The 22,127-nt window shown below is 69.8% G+C and carries 25 protein-coding genes; all 25 read left to right on the forward strand.

Annotated elements, in window-relative coordinates; all coding sequences use genetic code 11:
- Window positions 1–89 precede the first annotated feature (89 nt).
- The 25 genes from RHM57_RS06025 (at window position 90) to csrA (ending at window position 22,076) form a co-directional block, all read left to right on the forward strand.
- Window positions 90–431: a flagellar basal body rod protein FlgB gene (locus RHM57_RS06025; protein ID WP_134448949.1), complete on the forward strand. Its 342-nt coding sequence runs from the start codon at window positions 90–92 to the stop codon at window positions 429–431.
- Window positions 431–823, forward strand: a complete 393-nt coding sequence (locus tag RHM57_RS06030; protein ID WP_134448950.1) for a flagellar basal body rod protein FlgC — start codon at window positions 431–433, stop codon at window positions 821–823. Before RHM57_RS06025 ends, RHM57_RS06030 begins: the two co-directional genes overlap by 1 nt.
- Window positions 823–1,143, forward strand: a complete 321-nt coding sequence (gene fliE / locus RHM57_RS06035; protein WP_134448951.1) for a flagellar hook-basal body complex protein FliE — start codon at window positions 823–825, stop codon at window positions 1,141–1,143. The genes RHM57_RS06030 and fliE overlap by 1 nt, the downstream gene beginning before the upstream one ends.
- Window positions 1,143–2,762, forward strand: a complete 1,620-nt coding sequence (gene fliF / locus RHM57_RS06040; RefSeq protein WP_134448952.1) for a flagellar basal-body MS-ring/collar protein FliF — start codon at window positions 1,143–1,145, stop codon at window positions 2,760–2,762. The genes fliE and fliF overlap by 1 nt, the downstream gene beginning before the upstream one ends.
- A complete protein-coding gene (gene fliG / locus RHM57_RS06045; protein ID WP_134448953.1) occupies window positions 2,759–3,778 on the forward strand; it encodes a flagellar motor switch protein FliG in 1,020 nt (339 codons plus the stop codon). Before fliF ends, fliG begins: the two co-directional genes overlap by 4 nt.
- Window positions 3,768–4,505, forward strand: a complete 738-nt coding sequence (locus RHM57_RS06050; RefSeq protein ID WP_134448954.1) for a FliH/SctL family protein — start codon at window positions 3,768–3,770, stop codon at window positions 4,503–4,505. The genes fliG and RHM57_RS06050 overlap by 11 nt, the downstream gene beginning before the upstream one ends.
- Window positions 4,502–5,827 (forward strand): FliI/YscN family ATPase, encoded by a 1,326-nt coding sequence (locus RHM57_RS06055; protein ID WP_134448955.1) that lies wholly within the window; start codon window positions 4,502–4,504, stop codon window positions 5,825–5,827. The genes RHM57_RS06050 and RHM57_RS06055 overlap by 4 nt, the downstream gene beginning before the upstream one ends.
- On the forward strand, window positions 5,827–6,261 hold the full coding sequence (locus tag RHM57_RS06060; protein ID WP_134448956.1) for a flagellar FliJ family protein: 435 nt from the start codon (window positions 5,827–5,829) through the stop codon (window positions 6,259–6,261). The genes RHM57_RS06055 and RHM57_RS06060 overlap by 1 nt, the downstream gene beginning before the upstream one ends.
- The gene (locus RHM57_RS06065) at window positions 6,258–6,980 is read left to right on the forward strand and encodes a C40 family peptidase (protein WP_322189649.1); all 723 of its coding nucleotides are present in this window, start codon (window positions 6,258–6,260) and stop codon (window positions 6,978–6,980) included. Before RHM57_RS06060 ends, RHM57_RS06065 begins: the two co-directional genes overlap by 4 nt.
- On the forward strand, window positions 6,980–9,058 hold the full coding sequence (locus RHM57_RS06070; RefSeq protein WP_322189650.1) for a flagellar hook-length control protein FliK: 2,079 nt from the start codon (window positions 6,980–6,982) through the stop codon (window positions 9,056–9,058). Before RHM57_RS06065 ends, RHM57_RS06070 begins: the two co-directional genes overlap by 1 nt.
- An 83-nt stretch (window positions 9,059–9,141) precedes the next feature.
- Window positions 9,142–9,630, forward strand: a complete 489-nt coding sequence (locus RHM57_RS06075) for a flagellar hook assembly protein FlgD (protein ID WP_134448959.1) — start codon at window positions 9,142–9,144, stop codon at window positions 9,628–9,630.
- A gap of 73 nt (window positions 9,631–9,703) precedes the next feature.
- Window positions 9,704–10,894, forward strand: a complete 1,191-nt coding sequence (locus tag RHM57_RS06080; RefSeq protein WP_134448960.1) for a flagellar hook protein FlgE — start codon at window positions 9,704–9,706, stop codon at window positions 10,892–10,894.
- A gap of 157 nt (window positions 10,895–11,051) precedes the next feature.
- On the forward strand, window positions 11,052–11,357 hold the full coding sequence (locus tag RHM57_RS06085; RefSeq protein WP_134448961.1) for a flagellar FlbD family protein: 306 nt from the start codon (window positions 11,052–11,054) through the stop codon (window positions 11,355–11,357).
- Complete coding sequence (locus tag RHM57_RS06090) at window positions 11,357–12,169, forward strand: motility protein A (protein ID WP_322135973.1); 813 nt, start codon at window positions 11,357–11,359, stop codon at window positions 12,167–12,169. Before RHM57_RS06085 ends, RHM57_RS06090 begins: the two co-directional genes overlap by 1 nt.
- A complete protein-coding gene (locus RHM57_RS06095) occupies window positions 12,166–13,098 on the forward strand; it encodes an OmpA/MotB family protein (protein ID WP_134560271.1) in 933 nt (310 codons plus the stop codon). The genes RHM57_RS06090 and RHM57_RS06095 overlap by 4 nt, the downstream gene beginning before the upstream one ends.
- Window positions 13,099–13,213: 115 nt before the next feature.
- Window positions 13,214–14,122, forward strand: coding sequence for a flagellar motor switch protein FliM (locus tag RHM57_RS06100; protein ID WP_241985086.1), 909 nt, complete (start codon window positions 13,214–13,216; stop codon window positions 14,120–14,122).
- Window positions 14,119–14,817, forward strand: coding sequence for a flagellar motor switch protein FliN (gene fliN / locus RHM57_RS06105; protein ID WP_134448964.1), 699 nt, complete (start codon window positions 14,119–14,121; stop codon window positions 14,815–14,817). The genes RHM57_RS06100 and fliN overlap by 4 nt, the downstream gene beginning before the upstream one ends.
- A complete protein-coding gene (gene fliO / locus RHM57_RS06110; protein ID WP_134448965.1) occupies window positions 14,818–15,381 on the forward strand; it encodes a flagellar biosynthetic protein FliO in 564 nt (187 codons plus the stop codon).
- 98 nt (window positions 15,382–15,479) lie between these two features.
- Complete coding sequence (gene fliP, locus RHM57_RS06115) at window positions 15,480–16,280, forward strand: flagellar type III secretion system pore protein FliP (protein WP_322189830.1); 801 nt, start codon at window positions 15,480–15,482, stop codon at window positions 16,278–16,280.
- Window positions 16,280–16,555, forward strand: a complete 276-nt coding sequence (fliQ, locus tag RHM57_RS06120; protein WP_134448966.1) for a flagellar biosynthesis protein FliQ — start codon at window positions 16,280–16,282, stop codon at window positions 16,553–16,555. The genes fliP and fliQ overlap by 1 nt, the downstream gene beginning before the upstream one ends.
- A complete protein-coding gene (locus RHM57_RS06125) occupies window positions 16,555–17,313 on the forward strand; it encodes a flagellar biosynthetic protein FliR (RefSeq protein WP_134448967.1) in 759 nt (252 codons plus the stop codon). Before fliQ ends, RHM57_RS06125 begins: the two co-directional genes overlap by 1 nt.
- On the forward strand, window positions 17,314–18,525 hold the full coding sequence (locus tag RHM57_RS06130; protein WP_322189651.1) for an EscU/YscU/HrcU family type III secretion system export apparatus switch protein: 1,212 nt from the start codon (window positions 17,314–17,316) through the stop codon (window positions 18,523–18,525).
- Window positions 18,522–20,573, forward strand: coding sequence for a flagellar biosynthesis protein FlhA (locus tag RHM57_RS06135; RefSeq protein WP_322189652.1), 2,052 nt, complete (start codon window positions 18,522–18,524; stop codon window positions 20,571–20,573). The genes RHM57_RS06130 and RHM57_RS06135 overlap by 4 nt, the downstream gene beginning before the upstream one ends.
- On the forward strand, window positions 20,548–21,711 hold the full coding sequence (locus tag RHM57_RS06140; protein ID WP_322189653.1) for a hypothetical protein: 1,164 nt from the start codon (window positions 20,548–20,550) through the stop codon (window positions 21,709–21,711). The genes RHM57_RS06135 and RHM57_RS06140 overlap by 26 nt, the downstream gene beginning before the upstream one ends.
- Entirely contained in the window at window positions 21,711–22,076 is a 366-nt protein-coding gene (gene csrA / locus RHM57_RS06145; protein WP_322189654.1) for a carbon storage regulator CsrA, read from the forward strand. Before RHM57_RS06140 ends, csrA begins: the two co-directional genes overlap by 1 nt.
- Window positions 22,077–22,127: the final 51 nt, after the last annotated feature.

A 22,127-nucleotide genomic window follows, 5' to 3' on the forward strand; every position in this document is an offset into this window, starting at 1 on the left:
ACCGGGCCGATAGCTAGAGACGAGCACGGATTGCTCGCACCAGGCCACGGATCGGCCGTTCAGTACATCTGACGACGAATCGGGTAACCGTGCTTGAATCCGTGACCTCCACCGCTCTCACGAGCGCACTGGCCGCACTGTCGCTGCGGCAGAGCACCATCGCGAGCAATATCGCCAACGTCAACACCCCCAACTACCACGCCAAGCAGGTCGCGTTCGAGTCCGCCCTCGCCAAGTCGGTCGCCGACGGCAGCGGAAGCACGGCCGCCACGACCACCGATTCCCTCGAACCGACCAACGTCAACGGCAACAACGTCAACCTCGACACCGAGACGCTCGCGAACACCTCGACCGTGCTCCGGTACCAGTTCGCTGCCCAGGCAATCAACATGCCGTTCAGCGCCGTGCGCGCCGCGATGAAGACCGCCTGATGAGCCTCGACGCGATCGGAATCGCCGGCTCCGGCCTCACCCTGCACCGCAAGTGGCTCGACGCGATCGCCGACAACATCGCGAACGTCAACACCGTCACGCCCACGAGCGGCAACGCCTTCCAGGCCCGCTACATCGTGGCTCAGGCCGGCGCGGGTGTGAACGGCGTCGAGGTCGCGGGCACCGCACAGGGCTCGGCAGCCGGCATCCTCGTCTCCGACCCGACCAACCCGCTCGCCGACGCCGCCGGCTACGTGCGCCACCCCGACATCGACCTCGGCGAGCAGATGGGCGACCTGATCATGGCCCAGCGCGGTTACCAGGCGAACGCGGCCGTCGTCGACCGCGCCAAGACAACCTACGAAGCAGCACTTCAGATCGGCCGTGCCTGATGACCATCGCATCCATCGGGGCGCTCGCGCTCCAGGCCAGCCAGGCCACCCAGAGTGTGCAGGCGACGCAATCCAGCCAGGCCACCACGGCCACAGACGGCTCGGGCTTCGGAACTGCCATGGCCGGCGCCGTCGACAACCTGCAGCAGCTGCAATCGACCGCGAACACCCAGGCCGTCGCCGCCGTGACCGGAAACCTCAACGACATCGCGAGCGCCACCATCGCCGCGACCCGCGCACAGGTGAGCCTCGAGCTCGTCGCCGCCGTGCGTAACAAGGGCGTCGACGCCTTCAACGAGATCATGAGGATGCAGGCCTGATGCCCCGCCAGATCAGTTCCTTCTTCCAGCGACTCGGACAGAACATCCGTGAGTTCACCATCGCGCAGCGCACGGTCGCCATCATCGGTGTCGCGGTGCTCGCACTCGGCATCGCCGCGCTCACGATGTGGGCCACGAAGCCCGCGTACACGCCCCTGTTCTCCGGGCTCGCCGGCGCCGACGCGAGCGCGATCGTCGACCAGCTCGCGACCGACAAGGTCGACTATCAGCTCAGCGACGGCGGCGCGACGATCCTCGTTCCGCAGGCGGATGTCTACGCCGAACGACTCAAGGCCGCCGCGGCCGGGCTGCCGACCTCGGACACCGGGGGATACTCGCTGCTCGACAAGATGGGCGTCACCGCGAGCGAGTTCCAGCAGTCGGTGACCTACAAGCGGGCCCTCGAGGGCGAGCTCGCCAACACGATCCAGGCCATGCAGGGCGTCAAGACCGCCTCTGTTCGGCTCGCGATCCCCAAGGACACCGTGTTCGTGTCCGAGAAGCAGGACCCGACGGCATCCGTCTTCGTCGCCACCCAGACCGGCGTGACCCTCTCAAGCGACCAGGTCCAGGCCATCGTGCACCTCACGAGTGCCTCGATCGACGGCATGAAGACCACCGACGTCGCCGTGATCGACTCCAAGGGCATCGTGCTCTCGGCCGTCGGCACCGGCGTCACCGGAACCGGCGCCGAGCAGTCCACCGACTACGAGCAGCGCGTGCGCGGCTCGGTCCAGGCCATGCTCGACAAGGTGCTCGGCGCCGGTAATGCGACCGTCGTCGTCGCCGCAGACATGAGCGCGCAGTCGGCTTCCCGCGTCGAGGAATCCTTCACCTCACCGACGAACGCTCCCGCACTCAACGAGGCCGTCAAGACCGAGACGTACACCGGCACCGGCGCCTCGGGAGCGGCCGGGGTGCTCGGCACCACGACCACGACGACGACACCGACGGGAACGAGCACCGACGGCTCCTTCACCTCGGCGGACACCACGAAGAACAACGCGGTCAACAAGGTCACCGAGACCCGCACGATCCCGGCCGGTGCCGTCAACCGCCAGACGATCTCGGTCGCGGTGAACAAGGACACGATCGGCAGCGTCAACGTCGCCGACGTGACCAGCCTGGTCTCCTCGGCCGCCGGCATCGACTCGACCCGCGGCGACGCCGTCACCGTCGAGGTCGTGAGCTTCAACGGCCAGGCCGCCGCAGACGCATCAGCGGCTCTCGCCCAGCAGGACGCCCAGACCTCGGCGGACCGGATGGGGGAGATCGTGCGCATCGGCATCATCACCGCCGGAATCCTGATCACTCTGATCCTCGGCATGCTGCTCTACGCCCGCCGCTCCCGCCGCCAGAGCCGCGAATCGATCGAGGTCGACGAGATGCTCCAGGTACGTCCGGCCCTCGCCCCCGCCGCGGTTCCGTTCGGCCTCAATACCCCGATCGCGCCGATCATGATCGACCCGAGCCCCACCGTCGCCTTCGGTGTTCCCGCCTTCACCCCGCCGGCCGCTTCCGAGCGGATGCGTGTTGAGATCGACGCCCTCGCCCAGCGCGACCCGAAGAAGACCGCAGAGTACCTCCGCGGTCTCATGGAAGACCGGCAGCCCGCATGATCGACCCCCAGGTCCCCCTGACCGGAACCCAGAAGGTCGCCATCGTGCTGATGAACATGGAGCACGACCGTGCGTCCGAGGTGATGAAGCAGTTCACCGAGGCCGAGGCCGCCGACATCGCCGCCGAGATGGTGCAGCTGCGCCGGGTCGACACCGAGGTCGCCGAGACCACGGTCCTCGAATTCCACGACCTCACCATGCGCGGCACACGCTCCCCTCGCGGAGGCCACGCCTACGCGGTCGGCCTGCTCGAGGCATCCTTCGGCGCAGAACGCGCCGCCGGCGTTATGAGCCGGGTGGCCTCCTCGATGGCCGGCAAAGCCTTCGAATTCCTCGACACCGCTGAACCGCTCCAGATCCTCACGCTCCTCGACGGTGAACTGCCGCAGACCATCGCCCTCGTCCTCGCCCACCTCCGTCCCGAACACGCCTCCGCCGTGATCGCCGGCCTCGAGGGCACCCTGCCCGCCGAGGTCGCCCAGTGCATCGCCGGAATGGGAACGGCGACCCCCGAAGCCATCCGCGTCGTGACCGACTCGCTCAAGGCCCGCGTCGGCGCCGTCACCGCCACCCGGGACTCCGTCGAGGTCGTCGGCGGCATCCAGCCGCTCGTCGAGATCATCAACCGGGCGGATGTCGCGACCGAGCGCTCCCTCCTCGAAGCCCTCGACGCCCGCGACCCGGTCCTGGCCGAACAGGTGCGCGCCCGGATGCTCACCTTCGCCGACATCGTCCGCCTCGAGGACCGCGACGTGCAGCAGGTTCTACGTGGCATCGACGCCGGTATCCTCGCGATCGCGATGAAGGGCTCCACCGACGGCGTCATTGAGATCATCCGCAAGAACCTCTCCGAACGCAACCGGGAGATCCTCGACGACGAGATCCGCGCGCTCGGGCCCGTCCGCGTCTCCCAGGTCGAGGAGGGACGTGCGACGATCGTGCGCGCCATCCGCGACCTCGAGGCCCAGGGCAGCATCACCGTGACCCGTGCGGACGAGGACGCTTATGTTGTCTAGCCCCGCCATCCCGTTCCGTCACGCAGAGCCCGTGCTCGTGGATGCGTCCGTAGCCACCGCAGGAACCGCGCCCGCAGCCGGAAAGGCGGCCACTCCGGTCGCCCGTGCGACCGCCGAGACCGCCGGCGACCCGCCGTTCTCCGCGATCTCCTTCCCGACCCTGCGTGCCGTGTCCGGCGACAGCACGGTCGAGGCCGCCCGGGTCCAGGGGCATGCTGCTGGATACACGGCGGGCATGCGGGCCGCCGCGAGCGACATTGCGGCGCAGGTCGCACGCCTCGAGGCCGACCACGCCGCCCGGGTGTCGCAGGTCCAGGCGCAGCTCGACCGCACGGTCGGGCTCCTGACCGCCGCGAGCCACGCGCTCGACGAGCGCACCCAGCCCGTCCTGCACGAGGCCGAAGGCACCCTGCTCGCCACGGCGCTCGACCTCGCGGAGGCCGTGATCGGCTACCAAATCAGTGACGGGCCGAGTGCGGCACGGCTGGCCCTGCGCCGTGCACTCGACCCCGCGTCGCCGACCCGGCCGAACGTGGTGCGCATGCACCCCGCAGACCTCGACGTGATCGACCCGGCCGTCCTCGCCGCGACCGGCGTGACGTTCCAGGCCGACCCGTCGCTCGCCCGCGGCGACGCCGTTTCCGAGTTCGCGGACGGTTTCCTCGACGCCCGGATCTCCACCGCGTTCGAGCGGGCCCGCGCCGCGCTCCTCGGGGGAACCCGATGACCCTCACCTGGGAACCGCGCCCCGTTGCACTCGCCCGCGCCCTCCGCGTCGCCCGCCCGGAGCGGGTCGGCGTGGTCTCGTCCATCGTCGGCCTCGGCCTCGAGGTCCGCGGGCTCAACTCGGCGATCGGCGACCTTGTCGCGATCGGGAACGACGCCGAGATCGACGCGGAGGTCGTCGCGACGACGCAGGACGGCATCCGCTGCATGCCGCTCGGCCGGATGACCGGGATCCGGGTCGGCGCACCGGTCCGGTCCGACGCGACCCCGCACCTCGTGCCCACCGGGAACGGCCTCTTCGGCCGTGTCATCGACGGGATGGGCCGCCCCATCGACGGCAAGGGCCCCCTCGTCGTCGAGGAATACGTCTCGATCGACCACGACAGCCCCTCCGCGATGCAGCGGTCGCGGATCACGACGCCGCTGCAGCTCGGCGTGCGCGTGCTCGACACCCTCACGAGCGTCGGCCGCGGCCAGCGCATGGGCCTCTTCGCCGGCTCCGGGGTCGGCAAGTCCTCACTCCTGTCGATGATCGCGCGCGGCACCGACGCGAAGGTCTCCGTGATCGCCCTCGTCGGGGAGCGAGGCCGCGAAGTCCGCGAATTCCTCGAGGACGACCTCGGTGCAGAGGGCCTCGCCCGGTCGATCGTCGTGGTGTCGACCTCGGACGAACCCGCCATGATGCGCCTGCGCGCCGCCTTCGTCGCGACCCGCATCGCCGAGTCCTTCCGCGACCAGGGCGCTGACGTCATGCTGATGATGGACTCGCTCACCCGCGTCGCGATGGCCCAGCGTGAGATCGGTCTCTCCGTCGGCGAACCTCCGGCAACCCGCGGCTACCCGCCATCGACGTTCTCCCTGATGGCGCGCCTCCTCGAGCGCGCGGGCACCGACCAGTCCGGCTCGATCACGGGCATCTACACCGTGCTCGTCGACGGCGACGACCACAACGAGCCCATCGCGGATGCCGCGCGCTCGATCCTCGACGGACACGTCGTCCTCGACCGCAAACTCGCCGTCCTCGGCCATTTCCCGAGCGTCGACGCCCTCGCCTCGATCTCCCGGGTGGCCTCCCGGGTCAACACCGCGGAACAGAACCGGCTCGCGGGAAACCTCCGCAAGGTGCTCGCCGCGCGGCGGAACGCCCAGGACCTCCTCGACGTCGGCGCGTACAAGCCGGGCACGAACCCGCTCGTCGACGCGGCCGTGGAGAACGAGGCCGCGATCAACGAATTCCTGCAGCAGCGGATGGACGACCAGACGTCCGCCCCGCTCGCGTGGGACCAGCTCACCCGGCTCACCCGGCTGTTCGGAGGCATCTGATGAAACGCGACTTCGCCCTCGCCGGACTCCTCCGGCTGCGCCACCTGCAGCAGGACGCCGCCGCCGGGGAACTGGCCGCGGCCAACGCCCTGCTGAACTCGAACGAGGCCAGGCGCGCCGAGGCATCCGCAGCCCTGACCGTGCTGCCCAGTGAGGCGACCGGCACAGCATCCCTCGCCGCGATCGCGGCCGGGCGCACCTCGGCGCAGAGCATGCTCGCCGACCTCGATGCGCTCGGCCGGGAATACCGGCAGACCGCTGAGACCGCGCACGCCGCCTTCACCGCGAAGCGTGCCGAGTCCGTCGGGCTCGAAAAGCTCGAGGGCCGCCACGGCCTGTTCGTCGCCGCGGAGGACCTGCGGGCGGAGCAGACCGTGCTCGACGAGATCGCGTCGACCGGGTGGCACCGCCGCAAGGCCGGAGGCACCCGATGACGATGGTCGACGCCTTGAGCCGGATCAGCACGATCCAGGCCACCCTCGCGCGATTCGACGCACTGAGCGCCGCGTCGGCGTCGACGGCAGCGGCCGCGGCCGCTGCCACAGCCACGACGACCACGACGGCCGACAGCACCGGAACCGCGGCGACCTTCGCCGACGCCCTCGCGGCGGCGGCCAGCTCGGCCACGACCGCGGCGAGCGGCGCGGGCGTCGCGACCGGCAGCGTGACCGGAACCGACATCGTCACCGCGGCGCAGAAGTACCTCGGCGTTCCCTACGTCTTCGGCGGCAAGAGCTCGAGCGGCATGGACTGCTCCGGGCTCGTGCAGAAGGTCTATGCCGACATGGGCATATCCGTTCCCCGCCTCGTTTCCGGGCAGATGAAGATCGGCACCGAGGTCGCGTCCCTCGCCGACGCGAAGCCGGGCGACCTGATCGTGACCGGCGGCGGAGAGCACATCCTGATCTACGCCGGAAACCACAAGGTCATCCACGCTCCGTACGAAGGCCGCACGGTCTGCGAAGTCGAGGCCTACATGAAGGACTCCGACATCGACACCATCCGCCGCGTGATCCCGGACGCCCCCGCGACGTCCAGCACCGCTTCGACGGCCTCGGCGACCGCCCTCACCGCGGCGAAGGCCGCCGCGACGTCCGGCACCGCCGACCTGCTCAGCGCCGCCCTCGCCTCGATGATGAAGAGCGCCTCCTGATGGCCGCCTCCTTCGGAAGCGCGGTGTCCGCGCACGCCTCCCTCGCCCGGGCCAACGCCCAGGCCCTGCTCGCACGCTCGGCGACGGAGACCAGGACCGGGAACGGCACGGGTTCCGGAGCGAACACGAGTGCGGGCAGCTTCGCCTCCGCGCTCGACACGGCCAGGGACGCCGGGACGACCCAGCGTCGCGAGGCCGCGAGTGCCTCCGTCGACGCGCAGGCCGTGACCGCACGGGCGGCCCAGGCGGCCCTGTCGCGCTCGGCCGCGGATGCCGCCGCTCGCGAGCGCATGGACGCTTCCGCAGCACGGTCCTCGGCGCAGGCCGCCGCCCGGACATCAGTCGACCGGACATCCGCCGCCCGGACGTCTGCGCTGCAGGACACCCGGGACTCCGCAGGGCAGTCCACACAGAAATCCGGAGACTCGGCACGGGACGCCCAGGACGCGCGCGCGGTCCGGTCCGTGCAGATCGCCAGGGACGTGCGCTCGGCCCGGGCGGCACGCGGCGCCCGCACCGAGCGGGATGCCCAGGCGGAACCCGTGCCGTCGTCCGGCCGGGGATCGATGAGCACCGGGGTCTCTTCGGGTCAGTCTGCAGTCGGAGCGGCCGATGGTCCCGGATCGGCAGCGGCCCAGCAGGGTGCGAGTGACACGCAGGCGACCGTCATGCGTGACCTGCTCACTGCGGATTCGGCGTCCCTCTCGGCCGCTACCTCTGGCACGACAGCTGGCTCGACAGCAGCCTCGACTTCGGGCGCGGCGCCCGGCGACAGCTCGGCTGTCGGCCCGGTTTCCTCACGCTCGGTCTCTTCCGGTTCGACGTCCGCTGATTCCGCGGCAGCCGGTTCCGCGACGCTCGGCCGGGCACTGCCCGGCGCCGTCACCGCGGAAGCGCAGGCTCCGGTCGGCGCAGCACAGGCGGCTGGTTCACCGTCGAATTCGACAACAGCAACCGCGACGACCGCCGGGTCTCCGGTCGATTCCTCGTCACCGGTCGGTGCCCTCGGGAACCAGGCGGCCGCCGCCGTGATCGGAACGACCACCGGCGGTGCCGGCGTCACCGCCCCTGCTGTCCAGGCCCCGACTCCCGGCGCAGCCACCGACGGGACGGACGCAACGAACGGTCAGGCGGGTCCTACCGGAGCGGCGGCCGCAGGGTCCGCCGCCGGCCTCACAGACCTGGCCGGCCGCGCATCCGCCGCAGCCACCCGGACCGCTGGCGCTCCCGGCGCCGCGAACTCGAGCCTCCCGACCACGGCGCCCATCGACTCGCGCGCCGCCGCGTCGGTCAGCCCCGATTCGGTCAGCAACGCCTCGAACGGCAACGGCTCTGACAGCAGTGGTTCAGCCAGTACCGGTTCAGACAGTGCCGGCGCAGGCGGCTCGCGCGGGGGAGCGGTCGCCGACTCTGGCGCCGCATTCCGATCGGCAACGGCAACGGCCGCAAGCACTGCTTTCGCTTCTGCCGCGACTCCCGTGACTCCCACCGATCCGACAAGCGTGGGCACCGCATTCCCGGCCGCCCCGCACACGGTCGCTGCGAGTTCGACTGTCGCCGCGGCATCCGCTGCCGGCGCCTCGGCCGCGACACCGGGAGCGGCGCAGCTCGCCGACCTGCCGTTCGCCGGCCAGGTCGGCCGCGGCCTCGCGAGCCTGATCGGCGCCGCGAACGGCGAGCACGCGATGACCATCACCGTGAACCCCGACAATCTGGGTCCCGTGATCGTGCGGGCGCACATCGGCGGCAGTGCGATTCGGGTGGAACTGTTCGCCCCGACCGATCTCGGGCGGGATGCCCTGCGCGCGATCCTGCCGGAGCTGCGGCGCGACCTCGCCCAGGGCGGCACGGACACGCGGCTCGACCTGTCCGGGAACTCCCAGCCCGACGATTCCCGCGCTGCGGGCTCCGGTACCTTCGGCGCTCCCGGCCGGCAGGAGGCCAGGACCAGTCCGGATCCCGGATCCGTGCGGGCACCCGACCAACCGGGCGACGCCCGGGAGTCCGGCACGGCGGTCCGACCGCCGTTCCGGGACGAACCCCTCGGCTACCGCCCCTCCGTCGATGTGCTGGCCTGAATGACGGCCCAACGGATGACCGCCCAGAACCTGTTCCAGAACACGACCACAAGAACCACGAGAAGCACGAGAAGAGAGAACCCATGACGATCGAAGCCATCGTGGCCGCATCGGCAGCCGGAGCAACGGGAGCCGCGACCGCGACCGCCGGCGTGTACAGCGCGTCGACCACCACGCGCACGCCGAGCCAGAGCCTCGACTCCGAGGCCTTCATGAAGCTCCTCGTCACGCAGCTGAAGAACCAGGACCCGAGTTCGCCGATGGACTCCAACCAGATGATCAGCCAGACGACGCAGCTCTCCATGATGGAGAAGCTCACGGCCCTGTCGACGACCTCCGACGAGAGCTTCTCGCTCCAGATGCGCATCGCGGCCGCCTCCCTGGTCGGGCAGAACGTGACATACACGGATGCCGCCGGCACCTCGGTCACGGGAGTCGCCTCCGCCGTGTCCTACGCCGGATCGGTGCCGCAGGTCACGGTCGGGGGAGTGAGCGTCAAGCTCGACGCGATTTCCGGGGTCACGACCCCGGCGACCACGACCACTCCGGTCGTCGCGACCACCACGACCTGACGCCTGGCGCGTCCCGCCCGGCCGTACTCCACCACACGCTTTCCACCCATACCGTTTCGAAAGGCAGCATCCCATGCTTCGTTCCCTGTATTCCGGAATCTCCGGCCTTCGCGCGCACCAGACCATGCTGGATGTCACCGCGAACAACATCGCCAACGTCAACACGACGGCGTTCAAGTCTTCCTCGGCGCAGTTCCAGGACACCCTGTCCCAGCTGACCCACGGCGCGGGCTCCCCGCAGACCGTTGTCGGCGGCACCAACCCGGCCCAGGTCGGCCTCGGCGTGCAGGTCGCCGGCATCTCCACCAACTTCGCCCAGGGCTCCACCCAGTCGACCGGTCGCGCAACCGACATGATGATCTCCGGCGACGGTTTCTTCGTGACCCAGCTCGCCGGCGAAACCCTCTTCAGCCGCGCGGGCGCCTTCGACTTCGACGCGCAGGGCCGCCTCGTGTCACCGTCCGGCGCGCTCGTGCAGGGTTGGAACGCCGACGCGAAGGGCACGGTCAACCAGGGCGGAGCGCTGGGCACCATCACCCTGCCACTCACCACAATTCAGCCGCCATTGGCTTCGGCAACGGCCACAGTGACCGGAAACCTGCCTTCGGATGCGGCTGACGGTACAACCCTGAGCCGGGAATTCACGGCCTATGACAAGACCGGCGCCGCGAGTCAGGTCTCACTCAACTTCACGTACAGCGCAGCGGCCCCGGCCAAGTGGACCGTCACTTCTCCCAACTCGACGAGCAGCACGATGCTCACCTTCGCGGATGGGTCACTGACCTCGACTGCGAACAGCCTGCCGGTCACCGTCAACGGTGTCACTGTCGCCGTCGACCTGGGCACGATCACGGGCGCCGCCAACCTCAGTTCGTTGACTGCCGCGAGCACCGACGGCCACGCCGCAGGTTCGCTCACGTCGTTCACCCTCGGCAAGGACGGCACCCTTACCGGGCTGTTCAGCAACGGCAAGCAGCAGTCGATCGGCCGGATCGCCCTCGCGACCTTCACCAACCCCGGTGGCCTCGAGAAGGCCGGATCGTCCGAGTACCGGTCGACCACGAACTCGGGCACCGCTGTCCTCGGTGCCGCCGGATCCGCCGGAATGGGCACCCTCACGAGCGGTTCCCTCGAGATGTCGAACGTCGACCTCTCCCAGGAGTTCACGAACCTCATTGTCGCCCAGCGCGGCTTCCAGGCCAACGCCCGCATCATCACGACCTCCGACGAGGTCCTGACCGAGCTGACGAACCTCAAGCGGTAGTCCCGGCAGACGCAGGCGCGACCGGCGCCGGGTCCTTCGCGGGCCCGGCCGGCGGCATCCGCCTGCCCGCCCACACCCCGAGCTAACCTTCGGCGCGGAGCGACCGACAGTGGTGCCTGACGGCCGGTGTGGCCGTCGTGAGCCAGGGACGGGCCCCATGATCGTTGTGACACGGCTGAATGACAGCCAATTTGCGATCAACCCCGACCTGATCGAACGCATTCACGCCAGCCCCGACACGACCCTCGTCATGGTCGACGGGGCGAAGTTCATCGTCATCGAGACCCTCGACGAGATCATCGAGAAGATCGCCCGATTCCGGGCCCATGTGATCTCGCTCGCCTCCCTCACCGACGACCGCGACTACCGGTCCGGCGCCCGGTCGCTCGAGGTTCCGACGGGACCGCACGCGATCGAAGACGAGCTCGAACCGGGCAGCGGGCAGCGCCCGCGGAGGCTCTGATGGATCCGGCAACCCTGATCGGGATCGCCCTCGCCTTCGGCTCCATGGTCGCCATGATCACGATCGAGGGATCCTCGATCGCCTCCATCCTGTTGCCTGCTCCGATGATCCTCGTCTTCGGTGCCACGATCGCGGTCGGTATCGCCGGCGGAACCATCAGTGACGCCCTCAACGCATTCAAAGCGCTTCCCAGCGCGTTCAAGGGCAAGACCACCCCACCCCAGGACGTGATCGACCAGATCGTCGTGCTCGCCGAGAAGGCCCGCAGCGCAGGTCTCCTCGCGCTCGAGCAGGAGGCCGACGCGATCGACGACCCGTTCCTGCGCACGGCGCTGCAGAACATCGCGGACGGCACCGACGGAGACGAACTGCGGATCCTGCTCGAGGACGAGCTTTCGACCGCGACGAAGCTCAGCCGGAACGCCTCGAAGTTCTTCGTGACCCTCGGCGGCTACGCCCCGACTGTCGGCATCATCGGCACCGTCATCTCCCTCACCCACGTCCTCGAGAACCTCGACACTCCCTCGACCCTCGGGCCGATGATCGCCGCCGCATTCGTCGCGACGTTGTGGGGGCTCGTCTCGGCGAACTTCATCTGGCTTCCGATCGGGAACCGCCTCAAGCGGCTCTCCGACCTCGAGGTCGAACGGATGACCCTCCTGATGGAAGGCGCTCTCGCCGTCCAGGCCGGCAGCCAGCCGCGGCTCCTCGGCGAACGCCTCCGGGCCATGGTGCCGAACGCGCCGGCCAAGAAGGCCGCAAAGGCCGCCAAGGCGGACAAGGCGGACAAGCCGCTGTCTGAGGCAGCATGAGTGCCGGCGGCGGGCACGGCGGAGGACGCGGGCGAGGTCGAGGTCGCGGCCTCGAGGAGGAGCACGTCGAGCACGTCGACGAGCGCTGGATGGCGTCGTACATGGACATGGTCACCGTGCTGATGTGCATGTTCATCGTGCTGTTCGCGATGTCCTCCGTTGATTCGCAAAAGTTCTTTCAGCTCAAGAATTCCCTCGCGACAGGCTTCGGGGCCGTCGACGTCGGCAAGATCGACACGGCCACCGGGGTCGTCGTGTCGGCCGCGAACGCCAACGCCAGCGACCCGGCCGCGAAGGACCTCGGGACGGCGGGCGCAACCTCGACGTCGGCCGCGACAGCCTCGGCGACACCATCGCCAACAGCGACCCCGGCACCGACTCCCGCCCTCACCGACCTCCAGATCGCGACCCAGGAAATCGCCGACCTCTCCTCGGTGCAGGCGGCACTGAAGGCAGCCGTCACCGCGCAGGGCATCGACTCGATCGTGCAGTTCACGATCGACGCCCGAGGGCTGACCATCGGGCTCGTCGGAACGGATGCCTTCTTCGCTCCCAACCTCGCCACCCTGAGCCCGAAGGCGACGGCCGTCATCGACGCCATGTCGCCGATCCTCGCCGGCGACAAACGTGAGGTCACCGTCGAAGGCCACGCCGACCGGCACGGCGTCACCGTGAATTATGCGACCGACTGGGAACTCTCCTCGGCCAGGGCGACGAGCGTCCTGCGCAGGTTCGTCGAGGTCGGCGGTGTCGCGGGGGAGCGGATCTCCGCGATCGGCTACGGTTCGACCCGTTCGGTCACGACCGCGGACACCCTCGACGCGATGGCCCAGAATCGCCGCGTCGACGTTGTCCTGCTTTCGAGCGAACCGGATGCCGTCCGCGCGCTGATCCCCTCGATCCTCGCCGGGCAGGCGGGCGCCCCCTAAGCAGCGGACACCGTCAGGCATCCCGCGGTCGCCCCGCGGGCAGCCCGCCCGGGATTTCGAACGAATTCCCTGCGGACTGCTTACCGGTCGGATTCACCGGCCGATAGTTGCAGTCGTGACGGTCCAGGAACACAAGAGCATTGGCGTGCCCGCAGCGCCCGAGCGCACGGTCGAGGTGTACGACTTCCGACGTCCGACGACCCTCGCGCGCGAGCACTCGCGTGTCCTCGAGCTCGCCTTCGAGACCTTCGCGCGCCAGTGGGGCACCCAGCTGACCGCGAAGGTTCGCGTGATGTCCCAGGTCACCTGCGAGCACGTCCTGATGCGCAGCTACGACGAATACGCGAGCTCGCTGCCGTCGTCGACCGCGATGGTGCTCTGCCCGGTAGGCAGCCTCGCGGCCAAGGCCGTCATCCAGTTCCCGACCGCGGCGGCCCTGTCCTGGGTGAGCCACATGCTCGGTGGCAGCGAGGTCCCTCCACTTCCCGAGCGCACCTTCACCCAGATCGAACTCGCCCTCGTGCGTCGCCTGATGGAGGACGCCCTCGAGGACCTGCGCTACTCCCTCGGGACGCTCCTCGTCCTGCCGATCTCGTTCGGCGGCATCCAGTACAACTCGCAGTTCGCCCAGGCCGCGGCGACGAGCGATCTCGTCATCGTCGCGACGTTCTCGATGCGGGTCGGCGAGACGACTTCGACCGCCACCCTCGCGTTGCCCGCCGAGACCCTGCTTCCCCAACTCGGGGAGTCGATCCCGGTCATCACCGCCGAGGAACAACAGGAGAAGCTGAACGCCCAGCTCGCCTGGGTGCCCGTCGACCTGTCCCTGCAGCTCAGCCCGATCCGGGTGCTTCCGAGCGTCATCCTCGGCCTCGCCGTCGGTGACCTGCTGCCTGTCCCGCACTCCAGGCACCGCCCGCTCGACCTCGTCGTCGACGGGCACACCCTGGCCAGGGCCGCCGTCGGATCCAACGGCTCCCGCCTGGCCTGCATCGTCACCGACACCGAGGAACTGTCCCCATGAGCCCTGCCACGACCGCCATCCGCAATCTCGTCGAGGCCCTGCTCACGGTCCTGCCAACGCCCACCCGCCTGGAGGCGACCCCGTGCGCCGGCGAATCCCTCGCCGGCCGGCTCGGCGCCGGCGTCGTCGCCTCCTTCGTCGGCGTCACGAGCGCCGACCTCGCGATCGTCCTCACCGACCCGCACTCCCTCGACGCCGCAGCGGGCAATGGCGCCTTCTCGAGCCTCGACGTGCTCCGCCCCGCCCTCGACAGCGCCGCAACGGTCCTCGGCATCGGCGTACTCGGCGCCTCCCGCCTCGAAGACGTCACGTCCCTGTTCGCGGATGCCGACACGAGCGTCTTCGAGCTCGCGAGCGAGGGCGTCGTGAGCGCCTGGTTTGCGATCCGCCTCCGCGAGAACGGCGCCATCTCCGGGATCCCGCGCACCGGAAACCGGTCCGTCGTCGGAAAGCTCGGCCGGATCAACAGCGTCGAAATGGCCCTGACCGTCGAGATCGGCCGCACCCGGATGTCCGTGCGCGACGTGCTCGCCCTCGAACCCGGCGCCGTGATCGAGCTCGACCGCTCCGCGGGAGCCCCCGCAGACATCCTGCTGAATGGCCGCCTGATCGCCCACGGCGAGATCGTCGTCGTCGACCAGGACTACGCCGTGCGGATCACCCAGATCCTCGATGTCGCCGAGAGCCTGAGTTAGGTGGACACCCTCCTCGTCGCCCTCCGCGTCGCGCTGTCCCTCGCCGTCGTCGTCGGCCTCCTCTGGGTCCTGCAGCGCCGCATGCAGAAGGGCACCCGCCGTGGCCCCAAGGCCAGCCTCGTGTCGGTCGTGGGCCGGCAGGGCCTCGGCCAGAAGGCATCCGTCGTCGTCGTCGACGTGGAAGGCCGCAGGTTTGTGCTCGGAGTCACGGAACAGTCGGTCACCGTGCTGCACGACGCGCTGAGCCCGGCGGAGAGCTTCGCCACCACGCTGCACGCGGCGGACACGGACACGGACACGGACACGAGACGCTCCGCGGGGATCGCCGCGACGACCGCAACGGGCGCGTATGAGGCGGCCGCGAGCGTTGCGGCCGAGGACGAGGCGCTCCCCGCGCCGCTCACCTTCCGTCCCCGCCACGACCGGGGCACCCGCACCGCGGAGTCAGCCCTGCGCGCCGAGTCCGGACCGGGCTCGAGCTCCCGGCCGAACCGCCTGGCCGGATCGATCCTCTCGCCGGCGACGTGGCAGCAGACTGCCGCGGCACTCCGGCAGGGACGGTGAACACCCGCGCCCTGCGCCCCGGCCTGCCCGGGCTCCGTGCCCCGCGCTCCGATGCACTCCGCCGCGCTGACCGGGTGCGCTTCACCAGGCTCCTCGTGATGGCGGCGCTCGTGCTCGTCATCGTCCTCGCCGTCGTGCTGCTCACCACGAGCGCAGGCCACGCCGCGACGATCGCCCCGGTCGCCCCCGTCGACCCGGTGGCGCCGAGTACCCCGACGCCCGCGGCAGGCACCGGCCTGAGGGTCGACATCAACGGCCCGGACGGTTCACCGTCCTCGGCGATCGTGACCCTGATCGGCATCACCCTGCTTTCGGTCGCCCCGGCGCTCCTGCTCATGATGACGAGCTTCACCAAGATCTTCGTGGTGCTCGCGATGACCAGGAACGCCCTCGCGCTCCCGTCGATCCCGCCGAACCAGGTGCTCGCGGGCCTCGCCCTGTTCCTGTCGCTGTTCATCATGGCGCCCGTGCTCACCGACATCAACAACCACGCCCTGCAGCCCTACCTGAACGGCACGCTCTCCTTCGACGACGCGGTCACGATCGGCTCTGCTCCACTGCGCACCTTCATGCTCGCGCACACCCGCGAGGAAGACCTCGCCCTGATGACCAGGGCCGCGGACCAGGCCAACCCGGTCAGCCGCGACGCGGTGTCCCTGCTCACCCTGATCCCGGCGTTCATGATCTCCGAGCTGCGGGCAGCCTTCATCATCGGCTTCGTCATCTTCATCCCGTTCCTCGTCATCGACATCGTCGTCTCCGCCGCCCTGATGTCGATGGGCATGATGATGCTGCCGCCGGTGATGATCTCGCTCCCGTTCAAGATCCTGCTGTTCGTGCTCGTCGACGGCTGGGGACTGATCATCACGACCCTCATCACCAGTTACCGGGGTGGCTGATGGACACCAACGCCATCCTCGACATCGGCATGCAGGCGATCATCGTCGCGGGCAAACTCTCCGCGCCGATCCTGATCACCGCCCTCGTCGTCGGTTTCGCCATCTCCCTGTTGCAGTCGATCACGCAGATCCAGGAGGTGACGCTCTCCTTCGTACCCAAGGCGATCGCCGTCTGCCTCGCCCTGCTCATCTGCGGGCACTGGATGATCTCCGAGATCGTCTCCTTCACGACCGCGCTCTTCGACAAGATCCCGACACTCATCGGCGGCGGCTGATGAACATCACCCTCGACTTCACCTGGATCGAGGCCGTCATGCTCGCCGGGGTGCGCCTCATCGCCTTCCTCGTGATCGCCCCGCCGTTCTCCTACAACGCGTTCCCGCTCCGGATCAAGGGCATGCTCTCCCTCGGGCTCGCCCTCGCCGTTTCGCCCGTCGTCACCCCCGGCTACGTGTCCCCGGACACCGGCGGCTTCATCCTCGCGCTCCTGCTCGAAATCGTCGTCGGCGGCATGCTCGGCTTCCTCGTGCTGATCGTGTTCTCCGCCGTGCAGTCGGCCGGCAACCTGATCGACCAATTCGGCGGATTCCAGCTCGCCCAGGGCTTCGACCCGCAGGCGATGGTCAACGGCGCCATGTTCACCCGGCTCTACCAGATGACCGCCATCGCGCTCCTTTTCGCGTCCGGCGGCTACCAGCTCATCATCGGCGGCCTGACCCGGAGCTTCACGGCCATCCCGATCGGCGGGGGCATGGACCTCGCCGCCCCGGTCCAGGCCGCAACGAACGCCGTCGGCCAGCTGCTGCTCTCCGCCGTGCAGATCGCAGGACCGCTCATCGTCGTGCTCTTCCTCGCGGATGCCGGCCTCGGCCTGCTCACCCGGGTCGCGCCCGCGCTCAACGCCTTCGCCCTCGGCTTCCCGCTCAAGATCCTGATCACCCTCACCCTCGGCGCGAGCGCCTTCGTCGCGCTTCCGCGCATCGTGTCCGCCCTCACCGACACCGCCGTCACGACCATGCTCGGGGTGAAGTAGATGTCGGACTCCGGCGAAAAGACCGAGCAGGCCACCGATAAGCGGATGAAGGAGGTCCGCGCCAAGGGCCAGCTCTCCAAGTCGCAGGACCTCACCGCGTGGATCGGCATCGGCTCCGCCGCCGCCCTCGCCCCCGTCACGATCAGCCTCGGGTCCCAGGCCGGCGCCAGCCAGCTCGACGGACTGCACGCGATCGTCGCGAATCCGAGCCCCGAACTCGCCGAGCAGCTGATGGGCGACGCGTTCTCCTCGCTCGCCGGCACCCTGACCCCGATGCTCGCGACCGTGTTCGCCGTCGTGCTCATCGGTGCCGCAGCCCAGGGCGGCGTGCACCTCAAGAAACTCGAGGGCAAGTACGACCAGTTCAATCTCGTCACCGGGCTCGGCCGCACCTTCGGCGGCCAGGCTGTCTGGCAGGGTGTCAAGGCACTGTTGAAGACCGCGGCGGTCGGCGTCGTGCTGACCCTGGTGATCCAGGGGCTCGCCCCGATCCTGATGACCGCGGGCGGACTCCCGGTCGCCGCACTGATCGACGCGGCAGGGGGAGGCGCAGCATCGCTCGTGCAGGCGGCCGTCGTCTCCGGCCTCGTGCTCGCCGCCGCCGACGTCTTCGTGGTGATGCGCCGCAACCGGAAACGCACCCGGATGACCAAAAAAGAGGTCACCGACGAGAACAAGAGCTCGGAAGGCGATCCTCGGATCAAGTCGCAACGCCGCTCCCGGCAGCTCGCCATGAGCCGGAACCGGATGATCGCGTCCGTCTCGACCGCCGACGTCGTGCTCGTCAACCCGACCCACTTCGCCGTCGCCCTCCGCTACGAGCCGGGCAAGTCGGCACCGAGGGTCGTCGCGACGGGGGCAGGGGTCATCGCGCTCCGCATCCGCGAGCAGGCGGCGACCGACGGGGTGCCGATCGTGCGCGACATCCCGCTCGCCCGGGCACTCCACAGCGCCTGCAAGCTCGGCGACGAGATCCCGGTCGAGCTCTACAACGCCGTCGCCCGGGTGCTCGCGTTCGTGCTCGCGCTCAAGACCCGCGGCTCGGCGCGCGGCTCAGGGTACACGACCGGCTACGGCGAGGACGCCGGCGTGCACACCCTCACCCCGGCCGCCCACGCTGCGACGCCCGTGTTCTCCGGGGCGTCCGCTCCCGGTTCATCCTCACGCTCCGCCTCCCACTCCGCCGCTCACTCCACCGGAGGTTCCCGATGAAGACCACCCTCGCCAGGCTCGCCGTCCCGATCGGCGTCGTCGGCATCATCCTGCTCCTCGTCGTCCCGGTCCCCGCCGTGCTCCTCGACATGCTCATCATCGTCAACATCCTGCTCGGCCTCGTGGTGCTGCTCACGACCATGTTCGTCAAGAAGCCGCTCGACTTCTCGGTCTTCCCGTCCCTCCTCCTCGTTGCGACGCTGTTCCGGCTCGGCCTCAACGTCGCATCCACCCGCCTGGTGCTCGGCGACGGCTACGCGGGCCAGGTGATCGCCTCGTTCGGACAGGTCGCCGTCGGCGGGTCGATCATCATCGGCGCCGTCATCTTCCTGATCCTCGTCGTGATCCAGTTCGTCGTCGTCACCAAGGGAGCCGAGCGGGTCGCAGAGGTCGGCGCCCGGTTCACCCTCGACGCCATGCCCGGCAAGCAGATGGCGATCGACGCCGACCTCAACGCCGGCCTGATCACCGACACCCAGGCCAGGGAACGCCGGGCGGAAGTCTCAGCGGAGGCCGACTTCTACGGCGCGATGGACGGCGCGTCGAAGTTCGTCAAGGGTGACGCGATCGCCGGGATCATCATCATCATCATCAACCTCGTCGGCGGCATCGGCATCGGGATGATCCAGCGCGGCATGTCGATCACCGACGCGATGAGCACGTACTCGCTCCTGACCATCGGCGACGGGCTCGTCACCCAGATCCCGGCCCTGCTGATGGCCGTGTCTACCGGCATGATCGTGACCAGGTCCAACGCCGAGTCCGACATCGGGGCGACCGCGTCCGCGCAGCTCACCCAGTCCCGCAACGCGCTCATGATCGCCGGCGGCGCGGCCCTGCTGATGGCGCTCATCCCCGGGATGCCGATCCTCCCGTTCGTCGTCGCCGGGGCGAGCCTGCTGCTCGTCTCCCAGCGGATCAAGGCGAGCGAAGCCCGCGAGCAGGCCAGGCAGGCGGCCGCCGTCGTGGCCGAACGGGCGCCGGTGCGCTCGGATACCCCTGAGGACCTGATCGAGTCGATGCGGGTGCACACCCTCGAGATCCTGCTCGCCTCCGACCTCGTCGACCTCGTCTCGGGAGCCCAGGACGACCTTCTCGCCCGGGTGCGCGCCCTGCGCCGCAAGATCGCGATCGACCTCGGCGTCGTCGTTCCGCCGGTCCGCACCCGCGACAGCGTCGAACTGCCCTCTGCGACCTACGTCATCCGCATCGCCGGCGTCGAGGCCGGCCGCGGGCTCGCGCCGTCCGGCAAGGTGCTCGCCCTCGGCGACAACCTCGAGGGCCTGCCGGGCACCGCGACCGTCGAGCCGGTCTTCGGCCTCGCCGGCAAGTGGGTGCCGAGCGAGATGCGCCACAGCGCGGAGATGGCCGGAGCGACCGTGATCGACCGGGTGTCCGTGCTCGTGACCCACCTCTCCTCGATCGTCACCGGGAACGCGGCGCGTCTCCTCACCCGGGAGGACGTGCGGGTGCTGACCGACGGCGTCAAGCAGGTCAACCCGGCCGCCGTCGACGACCTGATCCCCGGCATGCTGTCGCTCGCCGAGGTGCAGCGGGTGCTCCAGGGCCTCCTGATGGAGCAGATCCCGATCAACGACCTCTCCCGGATCTACGAGGCGCTCTCGCTCCGGGCGAAGGCATCGACAGACCCGGAGGGCCTGATCGAAGCCGCGAGGCAGGGCCTCGGCCCGGCTCTCGCCGCCCAGTATCTCGACGAAGGCCTGCTCCGCGTGATCATGATCGAGCCAGGCCTGGAGCAGTCCCTGCTCGAGGGCATGCGCGCCTCGGAGCAGGGCACCCAGATCATGCTCGAACCCGCAAGGATCGACGCGATCCTGGGCTCGCTCAAGGCCTCGCTCGCCACCGTGGAGGCGAGCGGGCTGACCGCCGTGCTCGTCTGCGCCCCTGCCCTCCGCCCGGCGATCCACCGGCTCGTCTCCGCGCAGACCGGCGGGCTCCCGGTGCTGTCCTACCTCGAGGTCACCTCCGCGAACGTCGCCATCGAGACCGTGGGGGTGGTCCGTGGAACCGAAACGATTTCAGCTTGACGGTCCGACGCTTCCGGAACTGAAAGCACGCATCCTCGCCGAACACGGTGCGGATGCCCGCATCGTCTCGGCCGAACGGGTCACGGTCGGCGGCATCCGCGGCTTCTTCGCCCGGCGCCACTACGAGGTCACGGTCGAGGTGCCCGAGCGGCGCCGCCGGGCCGCGCACGCCCAGCCGGTGCGGATGGTGCCGCTCGAGCGCGACGATCAGGGCGGCGGTGACGGTGACGGAATCGGTGACGCCCACCCCGGACGCGCCGCGCGGCTCGGGATCCTCGCCCTGCTCGAGGACGCCGACGGGGCCGACGATGCGGGAACCCTCGCGAGGCCGCGAACCTCGGTCCAGACCCCGCTGCTCTCGACCGGGTCCGCCGGCTTCGCCCAGCTGATGGACGAACTCACCTTCACGGTGGCCGAGCCCGTTCCTGAGCGGGTGTCCGGGGCGCTTCCCCTGCGCGAGCCGGAGCCGTCCGGTTCCGTGACCGGTGCCGTGACCGGCGCCGGCGCACCGCGTGACGCGGGGACACGCCAACGGCCGGCGACCCTTTCGGTCCTGGCCGGGCATCCGTTGCCAGGACGGGCGGGCATGGCCGCCGTGCCGCGACCCTTCACCCATCCCGGAGACCTCGTCGTGCTCGTCGGCGCGCCCGCGGAGACCCTGCGTGTCGCCGGGATGATGGCCGCCATGGACGGGGCCGCCGAGGTGCTCGTGGCCGGCTCCGTGGTGTCGGAGGGGGCCCGTCGCGTCGACGACCGGCGCTCTGCCCTCGCGGCGCGCGCCGGGGGAGTCGCCCGCGGGCGCACGTGTTTCCTCGCTTTCGGCATCGGAGAGACGCCGGGGGACCGCGAGTACCTCGGCGGTGACCTGCTCATGGTCGGCGCGGACCAGACCTGGGTCGTGGTGGATGCCGGCCGGAAGCCCTCTGACACGGCCGAGTGGGTCGGACTTGTCGCGGCGATCATTCCGATCGACGCGGTCGCCGTGGTCGGGTCGACGACGACATCCTCCCCGGAAACCGTCGACGACCTCGGGATTCCGGTCGGCTGGGTCGACGGCGCCCCGGCAGCATCCGCGACGCTCGGACCGCCAGCAGCCCGCCTCCCTGACGCGCCCGATGCCCGCGCTAGGCTGGCATGATGCTGGTTCTCACGCGCAAGCCGGGGGAGAAAATCCTCATCGGCGATGACATCGTCATCACCGTCCTCGATGTGCGCGGCGACAGCATCCGCATCGGTGTCGACGCCCCGCGCGGTGTCAAGATCCAGCGCGACGAGGTGCTCCGAGCGGTCATCGAGGCGAACCTGTCCGCGAGCCGGAGCGGGAGCCTCTCCGACGAGGACGCCGAGGCCGCGGAGGCACACCTCAAGGCGGCCCTCGGCCTGTTGCGCCCGCCGATCGCGGCACCTGCAGCCGGAAACCCTGCAGCCGGTAACCCCGCAGCCGGGGAGCCCGCGTCCGCCACGCACCCACCGGTCCCGCACCCGCCGATTCCGGCGGCGTAGGCGGCGCCATCCGCCCCGGAGTCACGGAAAAAGCACCTTCGTCGAGTCGAC

Source organism: Cryobacterium sp. 10S3 (genome assembly GCF_034344045.1).
Lineage (GTDB): Bacteria > Actinomycetota > Actinomycetes > Actinomycetales > Microbacteriaceae > Cryobacterium > Cryobacterium glucosi.

Coding starts and splice junctions, on each gene's coding strand:
- RHM57_RS06090 (WP_322135973.1), top strand. CDS start 11,357: ATGGATCCGGCAACCCTGATCGGGATCGCCCTCGCCTTCGGCTCCATG.
- fliF (WP_134448952.1), top strand. CDS start 1,143: ATGCCCCGCCAGATCAGTTCCTTCTTCCAGCGACTCGGACAGAACATC.
- fliG (WP_134448953.1), top strand. CDS start 2,759: ATGATCGACCCCCAGGTCCCCCTGACCGGAACCCAGAAGGTCGCCATC.
- RHM57_RS06125 (WP_134448967.1), top strand. CDS start 16,555: ATGAACATCACCCTCGACTTCACCTGGATCGAGGCCGTCATGCTCGCC.
- RHM57_RS06075 (WP_134448959.1), top strand. CDS start 9,142: ATGACGATCGAAGCCATCGTGGCCGCATCGGCAGCCGGAGCAACGGGA.
- fliQ (WP_134448966.1), top strand. CDS start 16,280: ATGGACACCAACGCCATCCTCGACATCGGCATGCAGGCGATCATCGTC.
- RHM57_RS06070 (WP_322189650.1), top strand. CDS start 6,980: ATGGCCGCCTCCTTCGGAAGCGCGGTGTCCGCGCACGCCTCCCTCGCC.
- fliE (WP_134448951.1), top strand. CDS start 823: ATGACCATCGCATCCATCGGGGCGCTCGCGCTCCAGGCCAGCCAGGCC.
- csrA (WP_322189654.1), top strand. CDS start 21,711: ATGCTGGTTCTCACGCGCAAGCCGGGGGAGAAAATCCTCATCGGCGAT.
- RHM57_RS06060 (WP_134448956.1), top strand. CDS start 5,827: ATGAAACGCGACTTCGCCCTCGCCGGACTCCTCCGGCTGCGCCACCTG.
- RHM57_RS06080 (WP_134448960.1), top strand. CDS start 9,704: ATGCTTCGTTCCCTGTATTCCGGAATCTCCGGCCTTCGCGCGCACCAG.
- RHM57_RS06130 (WP_322189651.1), top strand. CDS start 17,314: ATGTCGGACTCCGGCGAAAAGACCGAGCAGGCCACCGATAAGCGGATG.
- RHM57_RS06095 (WP_134560271.1), top strand. CDS start 12,166: ATGAGTGCCGGCGGCGGGCACGGCGGAGGACGCGGGCGAGGTCGAGGT.
- RHM57_RS06085 (WP_134448961.1), top strand. CDS start 11,052: ATGATCGTTGTGACACGGCTGAATGACAGCCAATTTGCGATCAACCCC.
- RHM57_RS06055 (WP_134448955.1), top strand. CDS start 4,502: ATGACCCTCACCTGGGAACCGCGCCCCGTTGCACTCGCCCGCGCCCTC.
- RHM57_RS06065 (WP_322189649.1), top strand. CDS start 6,258: ATGACGATGGTCGACGCCTTGAGCCGGATCAGCACGATCCAGGCCACC.
- RHM57_RS06135 (WP_322189652.1), top strand. CDS start 18,522: ATGAAGACCACCCTCGCCAGGCTCGCCGTCCCGATCGGCGTCGTCGGC.
- fliP (WP_322189830.1), top strand. CDS start 15,480: ATGGCGGCGCTCGTGCTCGTCATCGTCCTCGCCGTCGTGCTGCTCACC.
- RHM57_RS06030 (WP_134448950.1), top strand. CDS start 431: ATGAGCCTCGACGCGATCGGAATCGCCGGCTCCGGCCTCACCCTGCAC.
- fliN (WP_134448964.1), top strand. CDS start 14,119: ATGAGCCCTGCCACGACCGCCATCCGCAATCTCGTCGAGGCCCTGCTC.
- RHM57_RS06050 (WP_134448954.1), top strand. CDS start 3,768: ATGTTGTCTAGCCCCGCCATCCCGTTCCGTCACGCAGAGCCCGTGCTC.